The sequence below is a fragment of the Halomonas sp. XH26 genome (genome assembly GCF_024138895.1).
GTDB lineage: Bacteria > Pseudomonadota > Gammaproteobacteria > Pseudomonadales > Halomonadaceae > Vreelandella > Vreelandella alkaliphila.
In genome coordinates this window covers 3,525,843-3,546,159 of record NZ_CP071889.1, presented here as the reverse complement: position 1 = coordinate 3,546,159, position 20,317 = coordinate 3,525,843, and the positions used below count along the sequence as shown (strand labels likewise).

The following is a 20,317-nucleotide window of genomic DNA, read 5'->3' as shown; positions in this document are numbered from 1 at the left end:
TAGGCGACGATGCCCTTTACCTGGAGTGGCATCGTGCCTAGTCAACTACAGCTGTCGGCGCCAGCGATTCTCAATGGTGTCCAACTCTGTCGGGCCGTAATGCGCCTGCTGATGTGACCCGTAGTAGGCCCATAATTGATCGCCGTAATCGAAGTGCCACCACTCGCTAGGCAGGTTAGTGAAGCCTTGCTGTTGCATGGTGTGATACAGCAGGCGGCGATGATCGCGGGCGTTAACTTGCTGCGGCGTTAGCGTTCCCAGGCGCTCGAAATAGTCGCTATGAGAGGCAGGTATCGCTTCATCAAACAGCGTCCCCATATCCAGCGGCAGGCCATCGGCATCACATAGCGTGACATCGACGGCGCCGCCGGTGAGATGTGGACTGGGTTCTAATGGGTCGCGGCTGGGGACTGAGACAAACTCCCGTGTGCGCTCTAGTAGCTCCGCTTCACTGAGGTCGGGCTGATGATGTTGGATAGCTTCGTGCAGGGTATCAAATAAGTACTGCTGCACCCGCCATGGACGCCAGCCGTCGAGTACGATTAAGCCGATCCCCTCGGGGAGGCTGCGTGCTGCGGCGAGTAGCGCCCGATAAACGCTTTCCCGAACGAAACACTCCGGTACCGCGCCGGGAATGCCCAGCCGAGCATAGGCGGGGAATACGCTAACCGGTGCGGGGGCGAGGCTCATTGGCACCAAGCGCTCACCGTTATCTTCAATAGATGTTCGGCGCAGCTGTTCCCAGTTTGGAGCTAGGTGGCTGGGTAGAGGCGGCAAGGCCTTCAATAGTGTGTTCAAAGGCATCATGTTATCCAAGTAAAGGATTATTCAAGAAGAGCACTATCCAAACTGTGTAGGAAGCCAAAGCGTTAGTGGCGGAAACAGGATGAGTAGAATAAGCACCGCAATCGCCGTCAGTACAAAGGGCCAAATGGTTCTGAACAGCGACACTATCTCAAGCCGACTGACCGCGGCGGCGACAAACACGCAGGCACCCAGCGGCGGAGTGATTAACGCGATGGTAATGTTAAGCGTGATGATGACGCCCAGGTGAATAGGGTCGATACCCGCCATCATAGCCACTGGCGCAAAGATCGGCGTCAGTAGCATCAACGCTGACACTTCTTCCATAAACATGCCCGTTATAAAGGTAATGGCACTCAGTAACAGTAGAATCACTACTGCGTTGTCTATGTAAGGAGATAACAGCGAGACAAATTGCGCGGGCACTTGCGCATAGGATAGTAGCCAGCTAATCGTCGCTGAGGCGGCCATAATCAGAAAAATCGCCGAGGTTAAGCGTGCCGTATCGACGATAGCTTTCCAGCACTCTTTAAAACGCAATCCTCCCAACACGACCCCGCACAACGCGACATATAGCGCTGTTAATGCGCCTGACTCGGTCGGCGTAACGAAGCCAAGCACGATGCCAGCAACAATAATAAAAGGAGCAATAAGTGCAGGCAGAGCGGCTACGAAGGCTACGCCAAGTTGGCTGAGCGAGGGCAACTGGCCACTTTTGGGTAACCGATGGCGCCAGGCATACCAAGCGTTCATGCCCATAAAGGCAACCCCCAGCAGTAGCCCTGGCACAACGCCCGCCAGAAATAGATCGCCGACTGAGGTGTTGGTCAATGAGGCGTAGAGGATCATAAAGATACTGGGTGGAATAATCGGGCCGATCAACGAGCTACCTGCGGTCAACCCTGCGGCAAAGGCTCGTGAGTAGCCCTCTTTCTCCATAGCAGGCACTAACAGCGACCCAAGTGCCGAGGTGTCCGCCACCGCTGAGCCATTAACACCCGCGAAGAATACGCTCGACACCACATTGACGTGACCCATGCCGCCCCGCAAATGCCCTACCATCAGGCGGGCGAGCCCCATCAAGCGTTCAGTTAAGCCGCTGACGTTCATCAGGTTGCCAGCGAAGATAAATAACGGAATCGCCATCAAGGAGAATACATTGATACCACCAAAGAATTGTTGGGGCAGCATGCGTGGAATCATTGAGGGGTCGACAAACAAAAAGCCGACTATTGCGGTGGTAAGCAGGGCGATAAACAGAGGAAGCCCAAGCAAGACATGGCCCAGGAAAACAACCAGCATAGTGACAATCATAGGTCGTCCTCGATGGTCTTGAGTGGCGCAGGGCCATAGAGAAGCACATGCCAAGCTAGTAGCAAAAAGCCAATAGGTAGCGAGAGCAGTGGCACCGTGCGGCTAATGCCGAGCCCAGAGGTGGTAAACATGCTGACCGATAGCGCATAGCGATAGCTAACCCATGCACCCCCCGCTGCAATTAGCAAGGTGAGTAGCCATTGGTACACGTTGAGCAAGCGAGCAAAGGGGGCGGGCAGCCGCTTCTCTAACAGGCCAACGCGCATATGTCCTCCTTCAGACCAGACAGCGCCCGCCGCGAGCATCACGGTGGCGATGATCAAGAAACGTGAAAGCTCATCTGTCCAGATAGGCGCGCCACCAGCGATGTAGCGTGCAAACACCCCAAACAGAATGGCCGCAACATTGAGCGATAACAGTGCGCCCGCTAGGGTTAAGGTAACAGGGCGGCTGATCGCTAAAAGATGGGATCGAAGCGTATTAAACATGGCAGCCTTCCATGAAGCACAGAAACGTTAAGCACTTGAACATTAAGTACTTGGGTCTTAAGTACTGGAGTATTAAGTACTGGAAATAGGGGGCCAGCATGATGCCAGCCCCTGTTGTTAACAGCCGTTAGTCGAGCAGTTCACTCATGCCTGCATCTTCCAACGCCATATCGATCCAGCGCTGCTCGATATCACGCTCACCGAGCCACTCAAGGTAGGCAGGCTGGCCAATTTCACGGAAAGCGGCTAGCTCTTCTTCAGAGGGGCGAATTACTTCCATGCCTTGCTCTTCCAAATAGGCGATACGCGCCTCTACTTGCTCCTCATTGTGCTCACGGGCATTGTGATTAGCTTCGGAGACGGCTTCCATAAAGGCGCTGCGAAGCTCATCATCCCAACCCGCGATCATGTCACTGTTGCCTACCAGGAACTGGTCGGAGTACTGGATATTGGCAAGGGTCAGGTAGTCCTGCACTTCGTAAAGGCTGCCCAAGATGATATACATCGGCGGGTTCATTTGGCCGTTTGCCACCCCGGTGCGCAGTGCCATATAGGTCTCTGTCCAGGGGATGGGAGTGCCGGAGGCGCCGAAGGCTTCATAGAGAGCGACCTGGCTAGGATCCATAGCGCGGAAGCGGAGTCCTTCGAAGTCGTCAGGGTGACTGATCGGCCTTTCGTTATTGGTGAACGCCAAAAAGCCGCCCTCTTCCACAACGGCTAGCATATCGATACCGGCACGCTCCTGCAGAGCGTTGCTGACTTCCTGCCAATACTCCCCCTCATCGAAGAAAGTGTGGGCTGCAGAAAAATCGTCGAACAGAAACGGAATAGCGCTAACGAAGATTTCATCAACAAGAGGAGAGACACCCGCAAATGACGCCACATTGAGCATGGGCGTATTCATGGTTTGTTCCATGCGCTCCTCTTCTTCGCCGAGCATGCTATTCGGATAGAGCTTAAGCTGGATCTCACCGTCAGTTTTTTCGTCTACCAACGCTTTAAGATTCTCTGCAAAGACGTGGACAGCATTCTTTTCGGGGTCTGGGGCACCGTTGTAACTTAGATTAATCGTAGTCGCTGCAAGCGCGTTCCCTGCCATCAAAGCAGAGCCTACTAGGCACGCGGAAATAAGCTGTTTAGGCGAAAAGTGTTGGCTCAATTTTGCTGGGTACATAGTCAGTCTCCTGGTTTATTGTCGTGAGCTACGGGGCGCTATGGGCGCGTTATTAGATTTATAAGGAGTGCCTACTAGAAGACTATGTATTGAGGTGTTGACTATGCAATACCTAAACTGTGGCTTTTATTGCAACAGTCGTGGTGCATCGGCGGAGAAAAAGCGCATGCCTTTGTGTAAGTGATTGATGCAAGTGATTGAGGCGACTGGAAGTTCCTGTCCTTTCAGGCTAACAATTTGTGCCCGCGTACCGTTCATCACCGGGTACTGCATGGGGAGTGTGAAGATCTCACCGCGCTCAATCTCATCCGCTACGGTGAGTTCGGGCATAAACGTAACGCCGATGCCTGAGCGGACGAAGTTCTTTAACACCGAAACAGAGTTTGTATGCAGGCGTGCTTCAAGATGAATACGCTCCTGGTGAGCCACCATATTAACCATTTGCCGCATACCAAAAGGATTGTCCATTAACGCCAGAGGCCATTCCTTTAAGTCATGCAGCGTTACCGGGCGGTTAAGATCACTTAGTGGATGATTGGGGGGGACAATGACATCGAGCGGCTGGCGCGTTTCCACGTGGCAGAAAAGTTGCGGGTCTACCGGCGGTGCATAGAGTAGCGCTATATCCACCTCGCGATCGTGGAGTAACGACATCGCTTCATTGACACCCGCCATGCGGATTTCAACTTTGATACCGTCAAACGCTGACATAAAAGTGCCTAACGGTGCGGCGATCAGGTCAGCAATAAACCCTTCTCCCACGGCAATGCGAACTTCCCCTTTCGCTAGACTTTGAAGTGCCATTAGTTGGGAGAGCACCGCTTCTTCTGAAGCCCGCTGGGCATGAAAATGGTGCACCAGTAGCTGGCCCGCTGCGGTGGCACGCATCCCTCTTCCGTGCCGCTCGCATAGCTGGGTATCCAGTTCTTCTTCTAATGCTTTTAGTTGGCGGCTAACGGCAGAGGCATCGACATTCAGGTGGGCGGCGGCACGCCTGAGCGAGCCGCGCCGAATCACTTCATTGAGGTAGGTTAATGCACGCTGGTTAAGCATAAAACACGCCTATGTTGGGGTGTTCTATATCTTACCGGAAGCCTGCCCGGACTTGTCATGGTTGGAACTAGCTAAGCGGTTGGGGGGCTGTCTCGCGGAGGATATTTTTCTCTTCCACCGCGTCCGCCAGCATTTCGGCGGTAATGGCTGACAGTGTCCAGCCTAGGTGGCCGTGGCCGGTGTTATAGAAAACAGTGGGTAAACGGCCAGGCCCAACTTTGGGCAGCATATTAGGTAGCATTGGGCGCAGGCCAGCCCAGGGCACTACGCGTTGGGTGCTCACGCCAGGAAAGCACTCTTCTACCCAGCGAATCAGCGGTTGAATGCGGTCGTTGCGTATATCGCGATTCGCGCCGTTAAATTCAGCGGTGCCAGCCACGCGGAAGCGGTCGTGCCCCAAACGGCTGGTCACCAATTTGGTTTCATCATCTAGCAGGCTGACGGTTGGCGCGGCTTGCTGAGAGGCCTCGTCATCTAGCTGTACGGTGATGGAGTAGCCTTTTACGGGATAGATATTAACGCGATCGCCTAATTTGGCGGCAATGGCGCGGCTACCGGTCCCCGCACAAACTACTACGCTGTCAAAGCGTTGGCTCATGCTGTTGTTATCTACCGTGGCGCTTATCCAAACCCCATTCTCGTCAGCGCCAATATCGTCAATGTGGTGGCCATAGTTAAGCTGCACCCCACGTTTGGCGGCTGCTTGGGCTAGGCCGTTGGTGTATTTATGGATATCGCCAGTGGCGTCGCTTTCGGTATAGAAACCGCCATAGTAACTACCTGCCAGGGTTGGCTCGATGGCGCGCATTTCATCCGGCGTGACCGATCTGCGTTCAAGGCCGCCTTTCGCTAGCAACTGCGACACACGTGCTGCGTGGTCAAAGCCAGCTTTGTCGCGGTAGATATGCAAAATGCCCTGCTGTTTGAGGTCGAAATCAATCTGCTCGTCTTTCGCCCACTGGAATAAGTGTTCCCGGGCAGCAATCGCTAACCGAGTGGTTTCTGTGGTGTTGTCGGCATACCGGGGGATGGCGGCGATGAACTCTGCAAACCAACTGAGTTTGTGCCAACTAGGGCGAGGGTTGACCAGGAGCGGCGCGTCGTTTTTTAGCATCCAGCGCAGGCCTTTAAGCACCGTCGGCCAGTGGTTCCACACTTCAGCATTCGAGGCCGACAGCTGCCCGCCGTTGGCAAAAGATGTTTCCATCGCCGCATAGCGGTGTTTTTCAAAAACAGTCACATCAAAGCCGCGCTTTGCCAGGGCATAAGCACTTGTAATACCGGTGATCCCACCGCCAATAATAGCAATGCGTTGCATGTGTCTCTCCAGATTGTATGAGCGTCAAGCGATACCCCTAGCAACATTGGCTAGGCGTACCCCTTCCGTCATGGAACCTGAGAGATTCACGCATCTATTGAAGCGCTTGCTCCTTCGGTGGGCTGAGTGACGCAGTCATCAACCGCTCTTCGGAAAGTGTTAGTAATTACTGTTCTAGTAAATACCGTAACAATAGCGGTCCGGTGGCCTGAGAGTTTCCGGGGTCGTTGCTCCTTCGGCGCTGGTGGCTAGCACCAGTCTCTCCCGCTATTGCGTTCACAACGTTGTAACGCGTCAGTCGAAAAAGTGAAATAGGGTAAACGTCTTAAGGGGGCGTAAAAGGGAAGGAAGCGCTGCTTTATCGGCATGCTTTGCAATAGCGTGGTTTTAACTGACAATATCGAAAACTTTTTAGCGATGGACGAGACGCATGCAGGCAAACGGATTTTTTGATGGTGTAGGCGAAGCGATTGGCGATGCTATTCGCGTGGTGGTGGAGTTTTTATTGGGCTTCTTCACTAACTTTTTCGGCGCGTTTGATGACTTCATTGATGGCCTTACCCGCTCCCTGGGTATCAATGCGTCGTTCTTTAGCATTCTGGTGTTGGTAATTGGCTTGTGGCTGTTATGGCGCGGCTTTCGAGCGCTGCTGCGAGGCTCCCTGCTAGGAGCCATCGTGCGTATTGTGCTGGCGCTGTTTATCCTGTCGTGGCTAATGATGTAGGCCTGCGTCTCCCCATCCCTGCTTGCATGATGCCGCTGGCTAATACCAGTGCGCATCCGGCAAGCTGCAGTGGCAAAAGCGTTTCACCGAATAAGCTCCAGCCAAAGATCACCACTGCCACCGGCTCGCAGTAAGCCAGGGTTCCATACAGGGCGGTGGGCAGTCGGTTAATCGCCATCACGGCACACAGTAACGCTAAAAAACCGGGTAAGAAGCCGGCTACTAACAGCCAAGGCCATTGCCAAGCCGCGGCGGTTAGCCCTTCGGGCTGCCAAAGAGCAAACGGTAATATGACCAGCGCACCTACTAGCAGCTGCCAAAACGCGCAGACCCTACTGTCTAAATGACTTGGCAAACGACGGTTAATGAGCATAAAGCCGCTATAGGCAAACATGGCGGCTAAGGCATAGCCCATCCCAATAATGTCTTGGTGATCATCAAGGTTCAAACGAAACTCTTGCATCATCGCGAACCCAAACAGCGCCAAACCAATCAATCCAATTTGTTCAGTGGTAAGGCGTTCACCATAGAGGGAGTGAGCTGCCACGGCGGCGATAATTGGTGCTAGGTAGATCATCAAAATAGCGTTGGCCATCTGGGTGTAGTTCATGGCCTGAACGTAAAAGAGGATAAATGACGCCAGAAGTACGCCGCTGATGACTACCTGCCGTCCAGGCAGTGCGTTGAGTGCGGCGTGGCGTTTTGTCAGCACTAAATACGCCAGCAGAAACGTCGCCCCAAGGCCTAAACGATAAAACGTAATGCTTTCGGCATTTAGCCCGGTAATACGCGAAATAACGCCGATGGTTGCCATACCGACAGCTGCCACCACGGCAAGCAATAAACTAGAAGGGGTGACGTTTAACGGGGTACTGCTGGCGTTAGACATTAGCTGCTTTGTCATCCTGGAAGTGTGTTTGAGAATGTGTTTGAAAGTGGGTTTAAGGACGTTTTTTAACGCGTTCTTGAAAGTGCTTCATCAGCGTATGACGGATTGTCATTTGCTTATCTGGTGCATTTTGCCATCATCTGCACTCTTTTTGTGCAGAGAGAGTGCAATGAAAGCCTATCTTGGCAAGATGCGAGGAGAACCAACGCCGCGGCCCCGCGTCGGCTGGAAAGATGCCTGCTGGTCGTGGCTGGGCGCTTTTACTGGCATGGCCGTTATATGCTGGCTAAGCTCTGCTTGGCTCTCGCAGCAGTTATTAATCGTGGGCTCCTTTGGGGCAACGTCGGTATTGATTTATGCAGCGCCTGAAAGCCCGTTCGCCCAGCCAAGCCATGTACTGTTTGGCAGTGTTTTGTCGGCGCTGGTGGGGGTGGGGTGCTACCAACTGCTGGGCGCGACGCCTATCTCGATGGCACTAGCGGTGTCGCTTTCCATACTGGTGATGCAACTGACACACACCGTACATCCACCGGGGGCTGCCGCTGCGCTGATCGCGGTAGCCGGTGGGGCGAGTGTCCACAAGTTAGGTTGGTGGTATCCGCTGATCCCCATTGGTGCCGGGTGCGTGGTAATGCTGGTAGTGGCCATTTTGGTGAATAATTTAGCGCGCCACCGCCGTTATCCACGTTATTGGTAGCGGTGTAGCTGCTCCTCAATGGCGAAAACGTGCGCATCGTCTGTGCCTAATTCGCGTAACGCCTGGGCTAAGTTCAGTAAGTAAGCTTTATTCGAGCCGCTCGGGCCATGGGAATGGGCAATTTGGTGTGCAATATCATCCAACGATGCCTCGCCCAGAAAGGCTGGGTTATCTTCAGTAGCTAAGTAAATTAGTCCTTCCGTTGTTGCCTTTGCCGCCTGCACATTGCCACGCTGCGCTAGAAAAGTGAGCGGCACTTTTTCACGCAGGTAGCCGTTCTTTTCACGTACATCTAGCGGTGCCAGCACGTCGGGTGTAATGCGATACGCCATGCCGTGACATACTTCCCCTTGGGCACGAATCAGCGTAGCGACGCGCCCCGGTGCGTCCGGCGTGCCACGATGATCGTGGGAGCCTTGCCAAAAACGCCGCGCCCAGCCGGTAATGTAGGCGGGCTGGCGTTCCAAGTAGGCGAAGTCGGCCTTCCAGATCAGCGAGCCATAACCAAAAAGCCAGATATCGGTATGGCCATCGAAGAAGTTTCTTTGCTGGTTCAGGGCGGTAGTATCAAACATCGCTATCAAGCATCATGAGTACGGTACATCGGTTAAAGCGCTCATCTTATCATGCCTTTAGTGATTACTTACTTGACCATCTCCGGAGACCGACATGCGCGCTATTTTTCTCGTCGATAACGGCTCATTACGGCCTCAGGCAACCCATAACCTGCGCCGCGTAGCGTTTGCGCTTAGCCAGCAGTTAGGAGAAACCGTACAGGCGGCTTCCTTGCTGCACTCTAATAAAATTCCTCCCGAAGAGGTCGACGGCATCCCCGCGATGACTCTGGGCCCGGCTGCTGAGCGCAGTGCCGAGAATGGGGCGACAGAGATCATTGTGCTGCCGTTCTTCTTTGGCCCAAGCAAAGCACTGACGGGCTACTTGCCAGAGCGCATGGCAGCACTGCAGACGCGTTTTCCTCAGGTGAGCGTTCGTGTGGCCCAGCCGCTGGTGGATGAGCGGGGCAATAATGACCTGCGCTTAGCCAAACTGCTGGCCGACAACGTGCGCGATAAGCGCCAAGCGGGGACTACACCGCATGTAGCGCTGGTCGATCACGGTAGCCCGATTCCTGAAGTGACCGCCGTGCGCAATCGCTTGGCGGGACAGCTTAGTGTACTGCTTGGTGATGACGTGGCCTGTGTGGCGGCTGCCTCCATGGAACGCCGTGAAGGTGACGAATATCGCTTTAACGAGCCGCTGTTGGAGCATTTATTGGATACGCCGGAGTTCCAAGCAGGCCCGGTCATCTTAGCGATGCTGTTTCTCTCGCCTGGGCGTCATGCGGGGGAAGGTGGCGATATCGCCGAGATTTGTGCCGCCGCTGAACAGCGCCACCCAGGTTTGAGTGTGACAACCACAGGGCTGGTTGGCGAACACCCTGACATCGTCGCGATACTGCACGCACGGCTGCGCCAAGCACTTGATGGTGAACGCTTTCTACTCGAACTTCCGGCTACGCTAGACAATGCGCACTAGGTGGGAGGTGTAACGCTGCCCAAAGGCGCGTAGAATCGCGAGCCTTTGAATGCGCAATTACACTGTTAACCAGGGCTCACATCTTGATCGCAACCGCCAATATCACCATGCAGTTTGGGGCCAAGCCCCTGTTTGAAAATGTCTCCGTCAAATTTAATAACGGCAATCGCTACGGTTTGATTGGCGCCAATGGTTGCGGTAAATCCACCTTTATGAAGATTTTAGGTGGCGAGCTTGAGCCTTCGTCCGGCCAGGTCATGCTGGATAGCAGCACGCGGCTTGGTAAGCTACGCCAGGATCAGTTCGCCTATGAGAACGAGCGAGTCATTGACACCGTCATCATGGGGAACGCTGAACTGTGGAAAGTGGCCGCCGAGCGCGAACGGATCTACTCCCTGGCAGAAATGAGTGAAGCGGATGGCATGGCGGTGGCCGACTTGGAAGTACGCTTTGCTGAGCTTGACGGCTATACCGCTGAGTCTCGCGCCGGGGAGTTACTGTTGGGGCTAGGTATTCCCATTGAACAGCACACCGGCCCGATGAGTGAAGTTGCTCCCGGCTGGAAACTGCGTGTGCTGCTGGCCCAGGCACTGTTTTCCGACCCGGATGTGCTGCTGCTCGATGAGCCGACTAACCACCTGGATATCAATACTATCCGCTGGCTGGAAGATATTCTCAAAGCGCGCAGCAGTACCATGATTATCATCTCCCACGACCGCCACTTCCTGAACAGCGTGTGCACGCACATGGCGGATCTGGATTACGGGGAAATTACCCTGTTCCCCGGTAACTACGACGACTACATGACAGCCGCCACTGCTGCCCGTGAGCGCCAGCACTCGGATAACGCCAAGAAAAAAGCCCAAATTGCCGAGCTTCAGCAGTTTGTTAGCCGCTTCTCGGCCAACGCCTCCAAAGCCAAACAGGCCACTTCACGGGCGCGCCAGATCGACAAAATCAAGCTGGAAGATATCAAGCCTTCGAGTCGGGTTAGTCCGTTTATCCGCTTTGAGCAGAATAAAAAGATTCACCGCAATGCCGTAAATGTAGATGCAATTACCAAAGGCTACGATGATGAGAAGCCGCTCTTCGAGCGTTTCTCGATGACCGTAGAAGCAGGTGAGCGCATTGCTATTATCGGCCCCAACGGCATTGGTAAAACCACCCTGCTGAAAACCCTGGCGGGTGATTTGCACCCCGATGCCGGTGAAGTGAAGTGGACCGATGCAGCGGAAGTTGGCATGTTCGGCCAAGATCACACCGACGACTTTCCTGTTGATGCCACGCTCTTCGAGTGGATGAGCCAGTGGACCAAAGGCGGTGAGCAGGTGGTGCGCGGCGCGTTGGGCCGGATGCTGTTTTCCAGCGACGATATTGGTAAATCGGTGAAGGTCATTTCCGGTGGCGAGCAGGGGCGCATGCTGTTTGGCAAGCTAACGCTCACCAACCCGAACGTGCTGCTAATGGATGAGCCGACCAACCACCTGGATATGGAATCGATTGAGGCGCTGAACTTAGCGCTGGAGAACTACCCAGGCACGCTGATATTTGTCAGCCACGACCGCGAGTTTGTTTCCTCGCTGGCCACGCGCATTATTGATATGCAGCCCGAGGGCCTTGTCGACTTTAGCGGCAGCTACGACGACTACCTGCGTAGCCAAGGCGTTGTTTGATCGCTAGCCAGGTCAACCAATAATGTGTGCGTAAGTCGACTCGGAGGCGGGTTGCTGCTCGGCATCGAGTAAGTTGCCGCTAAAGGCATCGTTTAACTCTTTAGCGAGCTCTACATAAACGTACATCTGCTGATTGCGACGTTTATGTAGTGGCGGCTTAACCAGCAAGCTAATCCCACGAATGGGTTCGTGGGTTTCGCCTTGAAGTAGGTCGGGCATTTCTCCAGGTGGAAAGGCGTTGGCGATCGTGATTGGGTTCGAGGGTTGTTTGCCTTTGATAAAGAAAACCTTTTTGACTGCATCATAGCTGGCTTCTTTTCCCCGTAGCCACTCGGCCAGGCGTTCGTCTGTCGTCGAATCGGGATGAGAAAAAATGACAAATAGAGAGTGCTGCTTTACTTTCGCGGTGCGCTTGGTGGGCACCGGTTCTTCTGGTTCAGGGGAGGAAGTCTGTGGTTCTGCTTTGGGTGCTGGCGGCGTGGCGGCCTTTGCTTTGGCGCGGCGTTGTTTGGGAAGAACCACGTAAACGAAAATAGCCGCAGCCACGACCCCCAGCACTAATGAAGCAACAGCGAGTAAGAACGGAAGTGAAGTGATATCCATCTCATTGAGTCCTATCTGTCGGCGCTTAGGCCCTATTATTTAGTCGTAAAATAGCGGCATTCAGTGTTAACGCAAGCGCCACCCAAAGCCAGTAAGGCACCATCAACCAAGCAGCTAACAGGCTCACATTAGCAAATAGCACTATGGCTAGTGTAATTAATCCCAACAGGAGCACGATATCTGCCAGCGCTGTGGTGATCTGCTTTCGCCCAAAGAACAGCCATGACCACGCCGCATTGGCCAGTAATTGCAGGCCATATACGACCAGACCGGCGGCGCGAAACGGAGAGTCATCGGCCATATAAATGCGCCACGCCGCAATGGCCATCAATAAATAAAGGATGCCCCAGGCGATCGGGAAGGCGATATCAGGTGGTGTCCAGCTGGGTTTGCGCAGTTTGCGATACCAGTCATCAGGGCGGAAACGTGCTCCCGTGGTGGCAGTAAGGCCAACAAGCAGGAGTGACACCAGCAGGGCGAACAGCGAACCGAACATGACTCACCAGTATGTGAAAACGATAGAATCAATAGCCTAGCAGCGTTTTGACGCGTTCAGACATAAAAAAAGCACCACCTAAGTGATGCTTTTCGTTCATAAGGGTTCCGGCTTAACAAGAAATCTAGCCAATACGATCGTAGCCGTTATCCATAAACGGATAATCGGTGTAGCCCTTTTCATCACCGCCGTAGAACGTTTCATGGTTCGGCTCGGTAAGGGGGGCATTCACTCGGAAGCGTTCCGGCAGGTCGGGGTTAGCGATATAAGGGCGGCCAAAGGCTACGGCATCGGCGGTGTTTTGATTAATGCGTGACTCCGCGCGTTCTGCGTCGTAGTTGCCGCAATAAATCAGGCTGCCATTAAAGCGCTCGCGCATTTGCTCACGAAAGCCATCAGGGAAAGTGATATCGCCACCGATCCAGTTAGGCTCGTTTAAATGCAAATAGGCTAAGCCGCGTTTGGACAGCTGCTCTGCCAGATAGAAGGCCATGGCTTCTGGCTCATCATCAGTCAGACCGAACAGTTCGATAAAGGGCGTCAAGCGAATGCCCACGCGCTGTGCACCGAACACTTCAACTACCGCATCGACCACCTCTAGCGGGAAGCGCGCGCGGTTTTCCAACGAGCCGCCGTACTGGTCGGTGCGCTGATTGGTACCGGTCGCCAGGAACTGGTTAAGTAGGTAAGCGTTAGCCGCGTGGACTTCCACCATGTCGAAGCCTGCGCGTTTGGCACGAACAGCCGCTTGGCGGTAGTCATCAACAATGCCGGGGATCTCATCGGTTTCCAGTGCCCGAGGCGTGCTAGTGGGGTGCTGACCAGCAGTGCCGTCTTCAAATTCAACAAAGCACTGAGCGCCTTCGCCTTTTAGCGCGCTAGGGGCAACAGGCTGTTGTCCATCTGGTTGCACCATTTCATGTGACACACGCCCAACGTGCCACAGCTGCAGCGCGATACGACCACCTTTGGCATGCACTGCATCCACCACGCCTTTCCAGCCAGCTTCTTGTTCATCCGTCCAAATGCCAGGTGTATACACATAACCCTTGGCTGTGGGGGAGATGTTGGTTGCTTCACTAATAATCAGCCCTGCGCCTGCCCGTTGGCCGTAATAGGCTTCCTGCAAGGTGCCCGGCACGCTGTCTGGGGTGCGCGAGCGTGTCAAGGGAGCCATGATGACTCGGTTTGGGATCGACAAACTACCTAATTGAAGAGGGGTGAAAAGCGCTTCATACGCCATGAACAGACTCCTTTTGGAAGCGGTCAATTAAATCGTGGCGAACAGAATAGACCAGTTTACTAGTAAATGCTAACTCAGTAATTGCCAGCCGCTACGGCGCAGTCATGGGATAAGGTTTTTGAAGGCAAAACAAACCCCCGGCAACGCAATAAACCGGAGTATAGGTAAAGGGTTGCTTAGGCTCTCTGCCAAGGCCAGCGACGCTTGGCTGGCGTATTGATCTGTTCAATAGCGTTGGTCAGCGCCAGCATGATAGCGCTTAACTGGCGGTGGCAAACGGCGCTGCTCAGCACGCCGGGGCACTGCTTGAGGAGTAAGTCACACTGCTGTGAGGCAATGAATATTTGCTCGGTGACGGGAGGGGCGAAGAGCGGCTTCGCTTGTTGGCTGCAGCGGGTTAGTTCCCGTGACAGTAGGGTGAGCATGCTGGTGTCTAGCCAGCAGGGCAGCGGGTCGTCTAGCCGACCGGCAATCGAGTGTTGCACTGCTTCGAAAGAGGTGCGTAGAAAAATCAACGTTTGGCGAAGCTGGCGCTGTTCACTAGTCATGGTACTTATCCATAGTGCTTACTCTTAGTACTTATCCATAGAACTTACTCATAGAGCTCATTCATAGTACTTATCGTTACCTCAACTGATCGTCACCTCAGATAAATGAGATCATGAAAAGATAGTGTTTCTCATTTGCATCTTTGGTGACGATAGCGCTGGTTAATCGTACTGTCAATCTTGGGCTATAAGTGTGGTTCTCTATTCGCTACTTATCCATTGCCTGATAAAGCTGCCAGTCGTTGTTAGTGAGTGGCTCGGCGCCGTGTTGAGTGACCACCACGGTATCACTGATCCCTACGCCCCACTGGCCAGGAACGCGAAGGCAGAGCGGTAAGTGGAAGACCATGTTCTCTTCGAAGGGACGATGTAGGCCTTGGGCAATATAGCCGGTGCCTTCAACCCAACTAGGAGGGAACTGCGCACCCACCGCGTAGCCAAACACCCCCGAGAAGAACAGTTGATCACGGGTAGTTGCCAGCAATGCATCCGCTGCCTTCGCGGCATCATCAAAGGTGTGGCCCGGTTTCATATAACTGCATAGCGATTCGAACAGCGAACGGCACAAGTCGCGGGTGGCGGTTAATTCAGCACTAGGTTTTCCAGTCACGGCAGTGCGCATCATCGGCGCGGTATAGCGCTGGTAAGCGGCACCGAATTCTAAAAATATCGGTTCATTGGGCTGTATGACGCGGCGCTTGTGGTTCACGTGAATCACCCCAATGCGGTGCCCACTGGTCACGATAGGCTGCAAACTCATAAACTCGCTGCCGTTCTCTAGCAGCGCTTGAGCACCGATAGCGGCAATATCGTTATCAGTCATGCCAGGGCGAATAGCGGCCATCGCAGCTTCTAAACCTGCCGCAGTAATTCGTGCACTTTCGCTGAGCATTTCAAGTTCGGCGCTACTTTTAACAATGCGAATCGTATCGAGCAGGTCGCCTGCTTCACAGAAGCGCTCTTTACCTACTGAGCGGGCCAGCGCGTCCATCACGCCCACTCGCAAACCGCTGCTCCAGCCATCAATGCCAATTTGCTTGCAAGAAGTGAGTAAGTCCGCGAGCGGTGTAATGATCTCATCCAGGTTTTCCCATCGGTAACCAATGATTTCGTCGACACGGGCGGTGACCACTGCCGCCCCTGTTTCAATGGATGCCACCTGCAGTACCAGCTGTGTAGGTGTGCACACTAAGCAGGCGTGTACCGATACCTCGAAGGTGTGATAGCCGGTTAAGTAGTTAATGTCGGCAGGGTCGGTGAGCAGTAATGCATCTAGCCCGCGTTGTGTCATTGCATGGCGCACTTTGTCTAGGCGCGTTTGGTATTCGGCAGGCGCAAAGGGCAGCTCACTTTGGGCAAGCGTCTCGGCAAGGGCGGTGCGGTAGTGTTGATAATCCATAGCGGTCTCCGGTGGGGGCTATGGTGAGTATAGGCAGCTGCTCTAGCGTTACGCCGCTGTGGTTATCAACGCTAGCAATAGCAGCGAGTTGTGCCTCAATCGTACCCGGTAATAAGGCGCAAACAGGAAGCATGAAATCTCGCCCTCAATGGGAGCGGTGCATAAAAACGTGTGGTGACTGTTTTCAGCGTGATGAACGTGTGTTTTATGCCCGAGTGTTGCTTTTTTAATAACATTTATCTTATGGAAAAAGGTGCTGTTCGCCTCTGTAAGCCCATTGAATGCTGTTGCTTGCGCATTTGTACGTCGGTCTATATGATCGAGTTGGTTAAAATAATCAACAAAAGGAAGGTGGCAAATGCAACCTCAAGCGTCTTCTGGCCATGTCGCGTCTTACTACGCGGCATCGTCAAACTCCACATCTCAAAGGCCCATGCTGGAGGGGGATGTTGAATGTGATGTCTGTGTCGTGGGGGCTGGCTTTACGGGCATCTCTGCAGCACTACATTTGGCGGAGCGTGGTCATCGGGTAGTGGTGCTGGAAAGCGTGGCGATTGGCTTTGGGGCGTCCGGGCGCAACGGTGGCCAGATCGTTAATAGCTATAGCCGTGATATGGATGTTATTGAGAAACAAAACGGCGCTGAAACCGCTCGGGCGCTGGGTGCAATGGCATTTGAGGGTAACCAGATTATCCGTCAGCGCATTGAAAAGTATCAGATCGACTGCGACCTAAAAGAAGGCAACTTGTTTGCCGCTTGTAACAAGAAGCAGTGGGAAGGCTTAAAGGAGCAAAAAGCCTTATGGGAGCGCTACGGCCATCAGAAACTTGAGCTGTTGGAAGGTGAAGAGGTTAGACGAGAAATAGGCAGCGATCGTTATGTGGGGGCATTGGTAGATCACTCTGGTGGGCATCTTCACCCTCTCAATTTGGTGCTGGGGCAGGCGGCGGCGTTGGAGTCGTTGGGTGGCAAGATTTTTGAGCACTCCCCTGTGACTCGCGTAGAGCACGGTGAACCGGTGACGCTGCATACCCCCAAGGGGCGCGTGACCGCTCAACGGGTCGTTATGGCTGGCAATGCCTATTTGCAAGGGTTGCTACCCAAGCTGGAAAGCAAGGCGATGCCGTGCGGCACCCAGATCATTACCACTGAGCCGCTGTCTGCAGAGTTAGCAGCACGATTACTACCTAACGATAAAGCGGTAGAGGATTGTAATTATCTCTTGGATTACTACCGCCTGACCGCCGATAACCGTTTGCTATATGGCGGCGGAGTGAACTATGGCGGGCAGGAGTCCGCCAGTATTGAGGCAGCTATTCGACCGAAAATGCTGGCTACTTTTCCAGAGCTTGGCGATGTCCGCGTCGATTACGCCTGGAGCGGTAACTTTTTGCTGACACTCAACCGCCTGCCGCAGTTTGGCCGCATTAATAGCAACGTTTACTACGCCCAGGGGTACTCTGGCCACGGGGTAACGTGCTCTCATCTGGCTGGCAAGTTAGTGGCAGAAACGATTAGCGGTGAAGAGACGCGTTTTGAAGCTTTTGCGCAGATTTCCCATCTGCCAATGCCCGGTGGACGGTTGTTACGTGTTCCGCTTTCCGCGATGGGAGCGTGGTTTTACGCCATGCGTGACCGGCTGGCAGTTTAGCGCTGATTAGTTTGAGGATTGCTTGGAAGCGGGCTGGCGAATACGTTCGTCAGCCCGTTTTTATTTGCCACGGATGCTCACGGATAACACGGAATAAAAAGCTAATAGAAGGACGGGGATAGCAGCATAAGATAGGCAGAAGCAATAAAAGAGAGACGCCGAGCAGCGCCTCTCTCTATTCTCTTGGTGGGTTCTATTGGTGGTTTATCAGCTTATACGTGGCGCAGGTACCAGTCATACTCCATGGCGCTAACTTCGCGCATGGTTTCGGCGCGCTCTGCTTGGCGGTTGGCAATGAACACTTCAATAAAGTCTTCGCCAAGCTGTTCGCCAAGTACGCGGTTGTTGTTCAACAGGTGCAGCGCTTGGGTCCAGCTGTTAGTTAGCTGAGGTGCGATTTGGTCATAGGCGTTGCCGATGATTGGCTCCGCAGGTGTAGTCTGCTGAGTTAGGCCATGGTGGATAGAGGCCAGTACGGTGGCCAGTAACAGGTAGGGATTAACATCGGCACCCGCTACGCGGTGTTCTATGCGCCGCGCTTCTTTTGGCCCGGCGGGAACGCGTATGGCCACAGAGCGGTTATCGTATCCCCAGGTAGGTGCCAAGGGCACATAGAGTCCTTCCTGAAAACGGCGGAACGAGTTGAGGTTGGGAGCCAGCAGTGCCATGGAGTCTGGCATCAGCTCCAGCAGTCCTCCTACGGCGTGTTGCAGTGCGGTGCTCTCCAGCGGATCGTCGCCGTTTTCGGCAAAGATATTGTGTCCGTTGCTATCTACCAAGCTGACGTGAACATGGGTGCCGCTACCCGCTTCTAAGCCGTAAGGCTTGGCCATAAAGGTAGCTTCAAAACCGTGCTTTAATGCAACGCCCTTGATCAATCGCTTGAGTAGTACCGAGTGGTCGCAGGCGCTTAACGCATCATCTGTGTGAATCAGATTGGCTTCAAACTGGCCGGGTGCACACTCTTTCAATACCGTATCCAGCGGCAAGCCTTGCGCCTGGGCGGCACTCTGCAAGTCATTGATAAACTCAGCGTACTCGTCTAGCTCAAGCACCGAATACAGCTGACTTTGAGTGGCCCGCTCGCCGCTGCAGGGAGACTGCGGTGGCTGAATCAAGTTTTCTTCGTCGCGTAAACGATCAACCAGATAAAACTCTAACTCAAGGGCGACGACAGGGGTTAAACCACGCTCGGAGAACTGCTCAAGAATGCGTCGCAGAATCTGGCGAGGATCGGCAAAAAATGGCGCGCCGTCCATCTCCTCCATGGTCATCAATAGCTGGCCATACTGGTTGTTATTCATCCAGGTGACCGGATTGAGCGTACCGGGAATGGCGCGACATACGCGGTCGCCGTCGCCGCTGGAAAGCCCCAGCCCCGTCTCTTCAACGGTGTTGCCATTGATGTCCAACGCAAATACCGAAGCAGGCAAATAGATGCCTTTTTCAAACACTTTGCCAAGGTTATCGCTAGGGATGCGTTTACCACGAATGACACCGTTAAGATCACTGATTAACAGGTCAATGCTGGTGATCTCTGGGTGACTGTCAAGAAAGTCCGAGGCTACGTTTTGAGCGTCTGTGTTATTGGCAGAGGACATACGTTGTACCTTATTTTTATGCCGTTTTAGTTGTGTTTCTGCTAACAGTATCCTTGCTTCGGCAGCCGCCTGTGTCAAATATTTAATAACAAAAATAGTGTCATTATTTTTTGTCGGTAACGGATGTGTTTTTTAATTCTTTGTTTATCAATAGTTTAATATGTTTTTTCATAAAAATGCTATTTTGCTATTGGAAAATAAAACAAGCCACGCTATGTTGAAGTGACTGTTGAATAAAACATAACAACTGACAAAGTGGTTTGACTATGCAAGCAACGCATTCCCCACGCCCACTGGTGGGTGTTATCGCCTGCTGCCGAGAAGTGGAAGGCCATCCCGCGCAGATAGTGACCGATAAATTCCTGCAGGCGCTTTACCACTACGGCATCACGCCGGTGATTCTTCCTGTGTTAGCCGCCGATACGTTGACGCCCGAGCAGCATGCTGAACAGGCCATTGCTCTGTTGGGCAGCCTGGATGGCTTGCTGCTAACTGGCAGTTATACCAACGTCGCTCCTGACCGCTATGGGGCTGAACGCGCCCCAGAGAATACCCGTGCTGACGCACGGCGCGATGAGGCGGCGCTTTGCTGGGTGCACGAGGCGTTACGTCAGGCGTTGCCTCTATTTGGCATTTGTCGCGGCTTTCAGGAAATGAATGTCGCCTTTGGAGGCACCCTGCATCAGGCAGTTCAAACGCTACCAGGCATGCTCGATCATCGTGAGCCGCCCGCTGACGACATGGCGGGCCATTATGCGCCCTCTCATACGGTAAAGATCCGCCCGGATGGCGCCCTGGCGGCGCTCTATAGCAGCGAGCATGCTGAGGTGAATTCACTGCACCAGCAGGGGATTGATCAGCTTGCACCAGGTCTGGATGCAGAAGCCTGGGCACCTGATGGATTAGTTGAAGCAATTTCTGTGCGCGACGCTGCTGCTTTCGCCCTGGCTGTGCAGTGGCACCCCGAGTGGCGTCCTAAAGAACATCCTTTCTATGACGCACTATTTCAGGGGTTTGCGGCGGCCTGCCGTCAGCATCGTACCCAACGCGCCGCCCAGCCAGTTAATAGCTGAATGCTTGTTGCAACGACTTGAACAGGAGCCGAC

20 protein-coding genes and 2 riboswitches are annotated in these 20,317 nt (G+C 53.7%); of the genes, 6 read left to right on the top strand and 14 right to left on the bottom strand.

Going from position 1 to position 20,317, the window contains the following annotated elements; translation table 11 throughout:
* Window positions 1-45: 45 nt before the first annotated feature.
* The 6 genes from J4377_RS16285 to J4377_RS16260 all read right to left on the bottom strand — a co-directional run bounded on the left by J4377_RS16285 (window position 46) and on the right by J4377_RS16260 (window position 6,151).
* Entirely contained in the window at window positions 46-807 is a 762-nt protein-coding gene (locus J4377_RS16285; RefSeq protein WP_253486170.1) for a M15 family metallopeptidase, read from the bottom strand.
* 33 nt (window positions 808-840) lie between these two features.
* Entirely contained in the window at window positions 841-2,118 is a 1,278-nt protein-coding gene (locus J4377_RS16280) for a TRAP transporter large permease (RefSeq protein ID WP_038478744.1), read from the bottom strand.
* A complete protein-coding gene (locus J4377_RS16275; protein WP_051626372.1) occupies window positions 2,115-2,606 on the bottom strand; it encodes a TRAP transporter small permease in 492 nt (163 codons plus the stop codon). Before J4377_RS16275 ends, J4377_RS16280 begins: the two co-directional genes overlap by 4 nt.
* A gap of 127 nt (window positions 2,607-2,733) precedes the next feature.
* Window positions 2,734-3,780, bottom strand: a complete 1,047-nt coding sequence (gene dctP, locus J4377_RS16270) for a TRAP transporter substrate-binding protein DctP (RefSeq protein WP_120386250.1) — start codon at window positions 3,778-3,780, stop codon at window positions 2,734-2,736.
* A gap of 126 nt (window positions 3,781-3,906) precedes the next feature.
* Window positions 3,907-4,833, bottom strand: a complete 927-nt coding sequence (locus J4377_RS16265; protein ID WP_120386251.1) for a LysR family transcriptional regulator — start codon at window positions 4,831-4,833, stop codon at window positions 3,907-3,909.
* Window positions 4,834-4,900: 67 nt separating this feature from the next.
* Window positions 4,901-6,151 carry a D-amino acid dehydrogenase gene (locus tag J4377_RS16260; RefSeq protein WP_253486169.1) on the bottom strand — a complete coding sequence of 417 codons (1,251 nt, stop codon included), beginning with the start codon at window positions 6,149-6,151 and terminating at the stop codon, window positions 4,901-4,903.
* Window positions 6,152-6,206: 55 nt separating this feature from the next.
* A riboswitch (glycine riboswitch) is annotated at window positions 6,207-6,314 on the bottom strand.
* A gap of 23 nt (window positions 6,315-6,337) precedes the next feature.
* Window positions 6,338-6,428, bottom strand: a riboswitch (glycine riboswitch).
* A 153-nt stretch (window positions 6,429-6,581) separates the two neighbouring features.
* Here J4377_RS16260 and J4377_RS16255 point away from each other — a divergent pair.
* On the top strand, window positions 6,582-6,875 hold the full coding sequence (locus J4377_RS16255) for a hypothetical protein (protein WP_038478731.1): 294 nt from the start codon (window positions 6,582-6,584) through the stop codon (window positions 6,873-6,875).
* Here J4377_RS16255 and J4377_RS16250 read toward each other — a convergent pair.
* Window positions 6,850-7,764 (bottom strand): DMT family transporter, encoded by a 915-nt coding sequence (locus tag J4377_RS16250; RefSeq protein ID WP_253486168.1) that lies wholly within the window; start codon window positions 7,762-7,764, stop codon window positions 6,850-6,852. The genes J4377_RS16255 and J4377_RS16250 overlap by 26 nt on opposite strands.
* Before the next feature lie 169 nt (window positions 7,765-7,933).
* On the opposite strand from J4377_RS16250, the gene J4377_RS16245 reads away from it, so the two are divergent.
* On the top strand, window positions 7,934-8,461 hold the full coding sequence (locus J4377_RS16245; protein WP_009722933.1) for an HPP family protein: 528 nt from the start codon (window positions 7,934-7,936) through the stop codon (window positions 8,459-8,461).
* Here J4377_RS16245 and J4377_RS16240 read toward each other — a convergent pair.
* On the bottom strand, window positions 8,452-9,036 hold the full coding sequence (locus tag J4377_RS16240) for a gamma-glutamylcyclotransferase (RefSeq protein WP_038478724.1): 585 nt from the start codon (window positions 9,034-9,036) through the stop codon (window positions 8,452-8,454). The genes J4377_RS16245 and J4377_RS16240 overlap by 10 nt on opposite strands.
* A gap of 94 nt (window positions 9,037-9,130) precedes the next feature.
* Here J4377_RS16240 and J4377_RS16235 point away from each other — a divergent pair, with 94 nt between their 5' ends.
* Window positions 9,131-9,997: a sirohydrochlorin chelatase gene (locus J4377_RS16235; RefSeq protein ID WP_253486167.1), complete on the top strand. Its 867-nt coding sequence runs from the start codon at window positions 9,131-9,133 to the stop codon at window positions 9,995-9,997.
* Window positions 9,998-10,080: 83 nt separating this feature from the next.
* Window positions 10,081-11,670, top strand: coding sequence for an ABC-F family ATPase (locus J4377_RS16230; protein ID WP_038478718.1), 1,590 nt, complete (start codon window positions 10,081-10,083; stop codon window positions 11,668-11,670).
* A 12-nt stretch (window positions 11,671-11,682) separates the two neighbouring features.
* On the opposite strand, the gene J4377_RS16225 is transcribed toward J4377_RS16230, so the two are convergent.
* The 5 genes from J4377_RS16225 to J4377_RS16205 form a co-directional block, all read right to left on the bottom strand.
* On the bottom strand, window positions 11,683-12,273 hold the full coding sequence (locus tag J4377_RS16225; protein WP_095603659.1) for a cell division protein ZipA C-terminal FtsZ-binding domain-containing protein: 591 nt from the start codon (window positions 12,271-12,273) through the stop codon (window positions 11,683-11,685).
* 25 nt (window positions 12,274-12,298) lie between these two features.
* Window positions 12,299-12,769 carry a TspO/MBR family protein gene (locus tag J4377_RS16220; RefSeq protein ID WP_038478712.1) on the bottom strand — a complete coding sequence of 157 codons (471 nt, stop codon included), beginning with the start codon at window positions 12,767-12,769 and terminating at the stop codon, window positions 12,299-12,301.
* A 124-nt stretch (window positions 12,770-12,893) separates the two neighbouring features.
* Window positions 12,894-14,012, bottom strand: coding sequence for an alkene reductase (locus tag J4377_RS16215; protein ID WP_038478709.1), 1,119 nt, complete (start codon window positions 14,010-14,012; stop codon window positions 12,894-12,896).
* Between the two features lie 176 nt (window positions 14,013-14,188).
* Complete coding sequence (locus tag J4377_RS16210; RefSeq protein WP_038478706.1) at window positions 14,189-14,560, bottom strand: hypothetical protein; 372 nt, start codon at window positions 14,558-14,560, stop codon at window positions 14,189-14,191.
* 208 nt (window positions 14,561-14,768) lie between these two features.
* Complete coding sequence (locus J4377_RS16205; protein WP_038478703.1) at window positions 14,769-15,959, bottom strand: Xaa-Pro peptidase family protein; 1,191 nt, start codon at window positions 15,957-15,959, stop codon at window positions 14,769-14,771.
* Window positions 15,960-16,317: 358 nt separating this feature from the next.
* Between J4377_RS16205 and J4377_RS16200 the strand changes: the two genes are divergently transcribed.
* Window positions 16,318-17,610 (top strand): FAD-binding oxidoreductase, encoded by a 1,293-nt coding sequence (locus J4377_RS16200; protein ID WP_038478700.1) that lies wholly within the window; start codon window positions 16,318-16,320, stop codon window positions 17,608-17,610.
* A 212-nt stretch (window positions 17,611-17,822) separates the two neighbouring features.
* Here J4377_RS16200 and J4377_RS16195 read toward each other — a convergent pair whose 3' ends face one another.
* Window positions 17,823-19,211 carry a glutamine synthetase family protein gene (locus J4377_RS16195; RefSeq protein WP_253486166.1) on the bottom strand — a complete coding sequence of 463 codons (1,389 nt, stop codon included), beginning with the start codon at window positions 19,209-19,211 and terminating at the stop codon, window positions 17,823-17,825.
* A gap of 266 nt (window positions 19,212-19,477) precedes the next feature.
* On the opposite strand from J4377_RS16195, the gene J4377_RS16190 reads away from it, so the two are divergent.
* On the top strand, window positions 19,478-20,284 hold the full coding sequence (locus tag J4377_RS16190) for a gamma-glutamyl-gamma-aminobutyrate hydrolase family protein (RefSeq protein ID WP_038478694.1): 807 nt from the start codon (window positions 19,478-19,480) through the stop codon (window positions 20,282-20,284).
* Window positions 20,285-20,317: the final 33 nt, after the last annotated feature.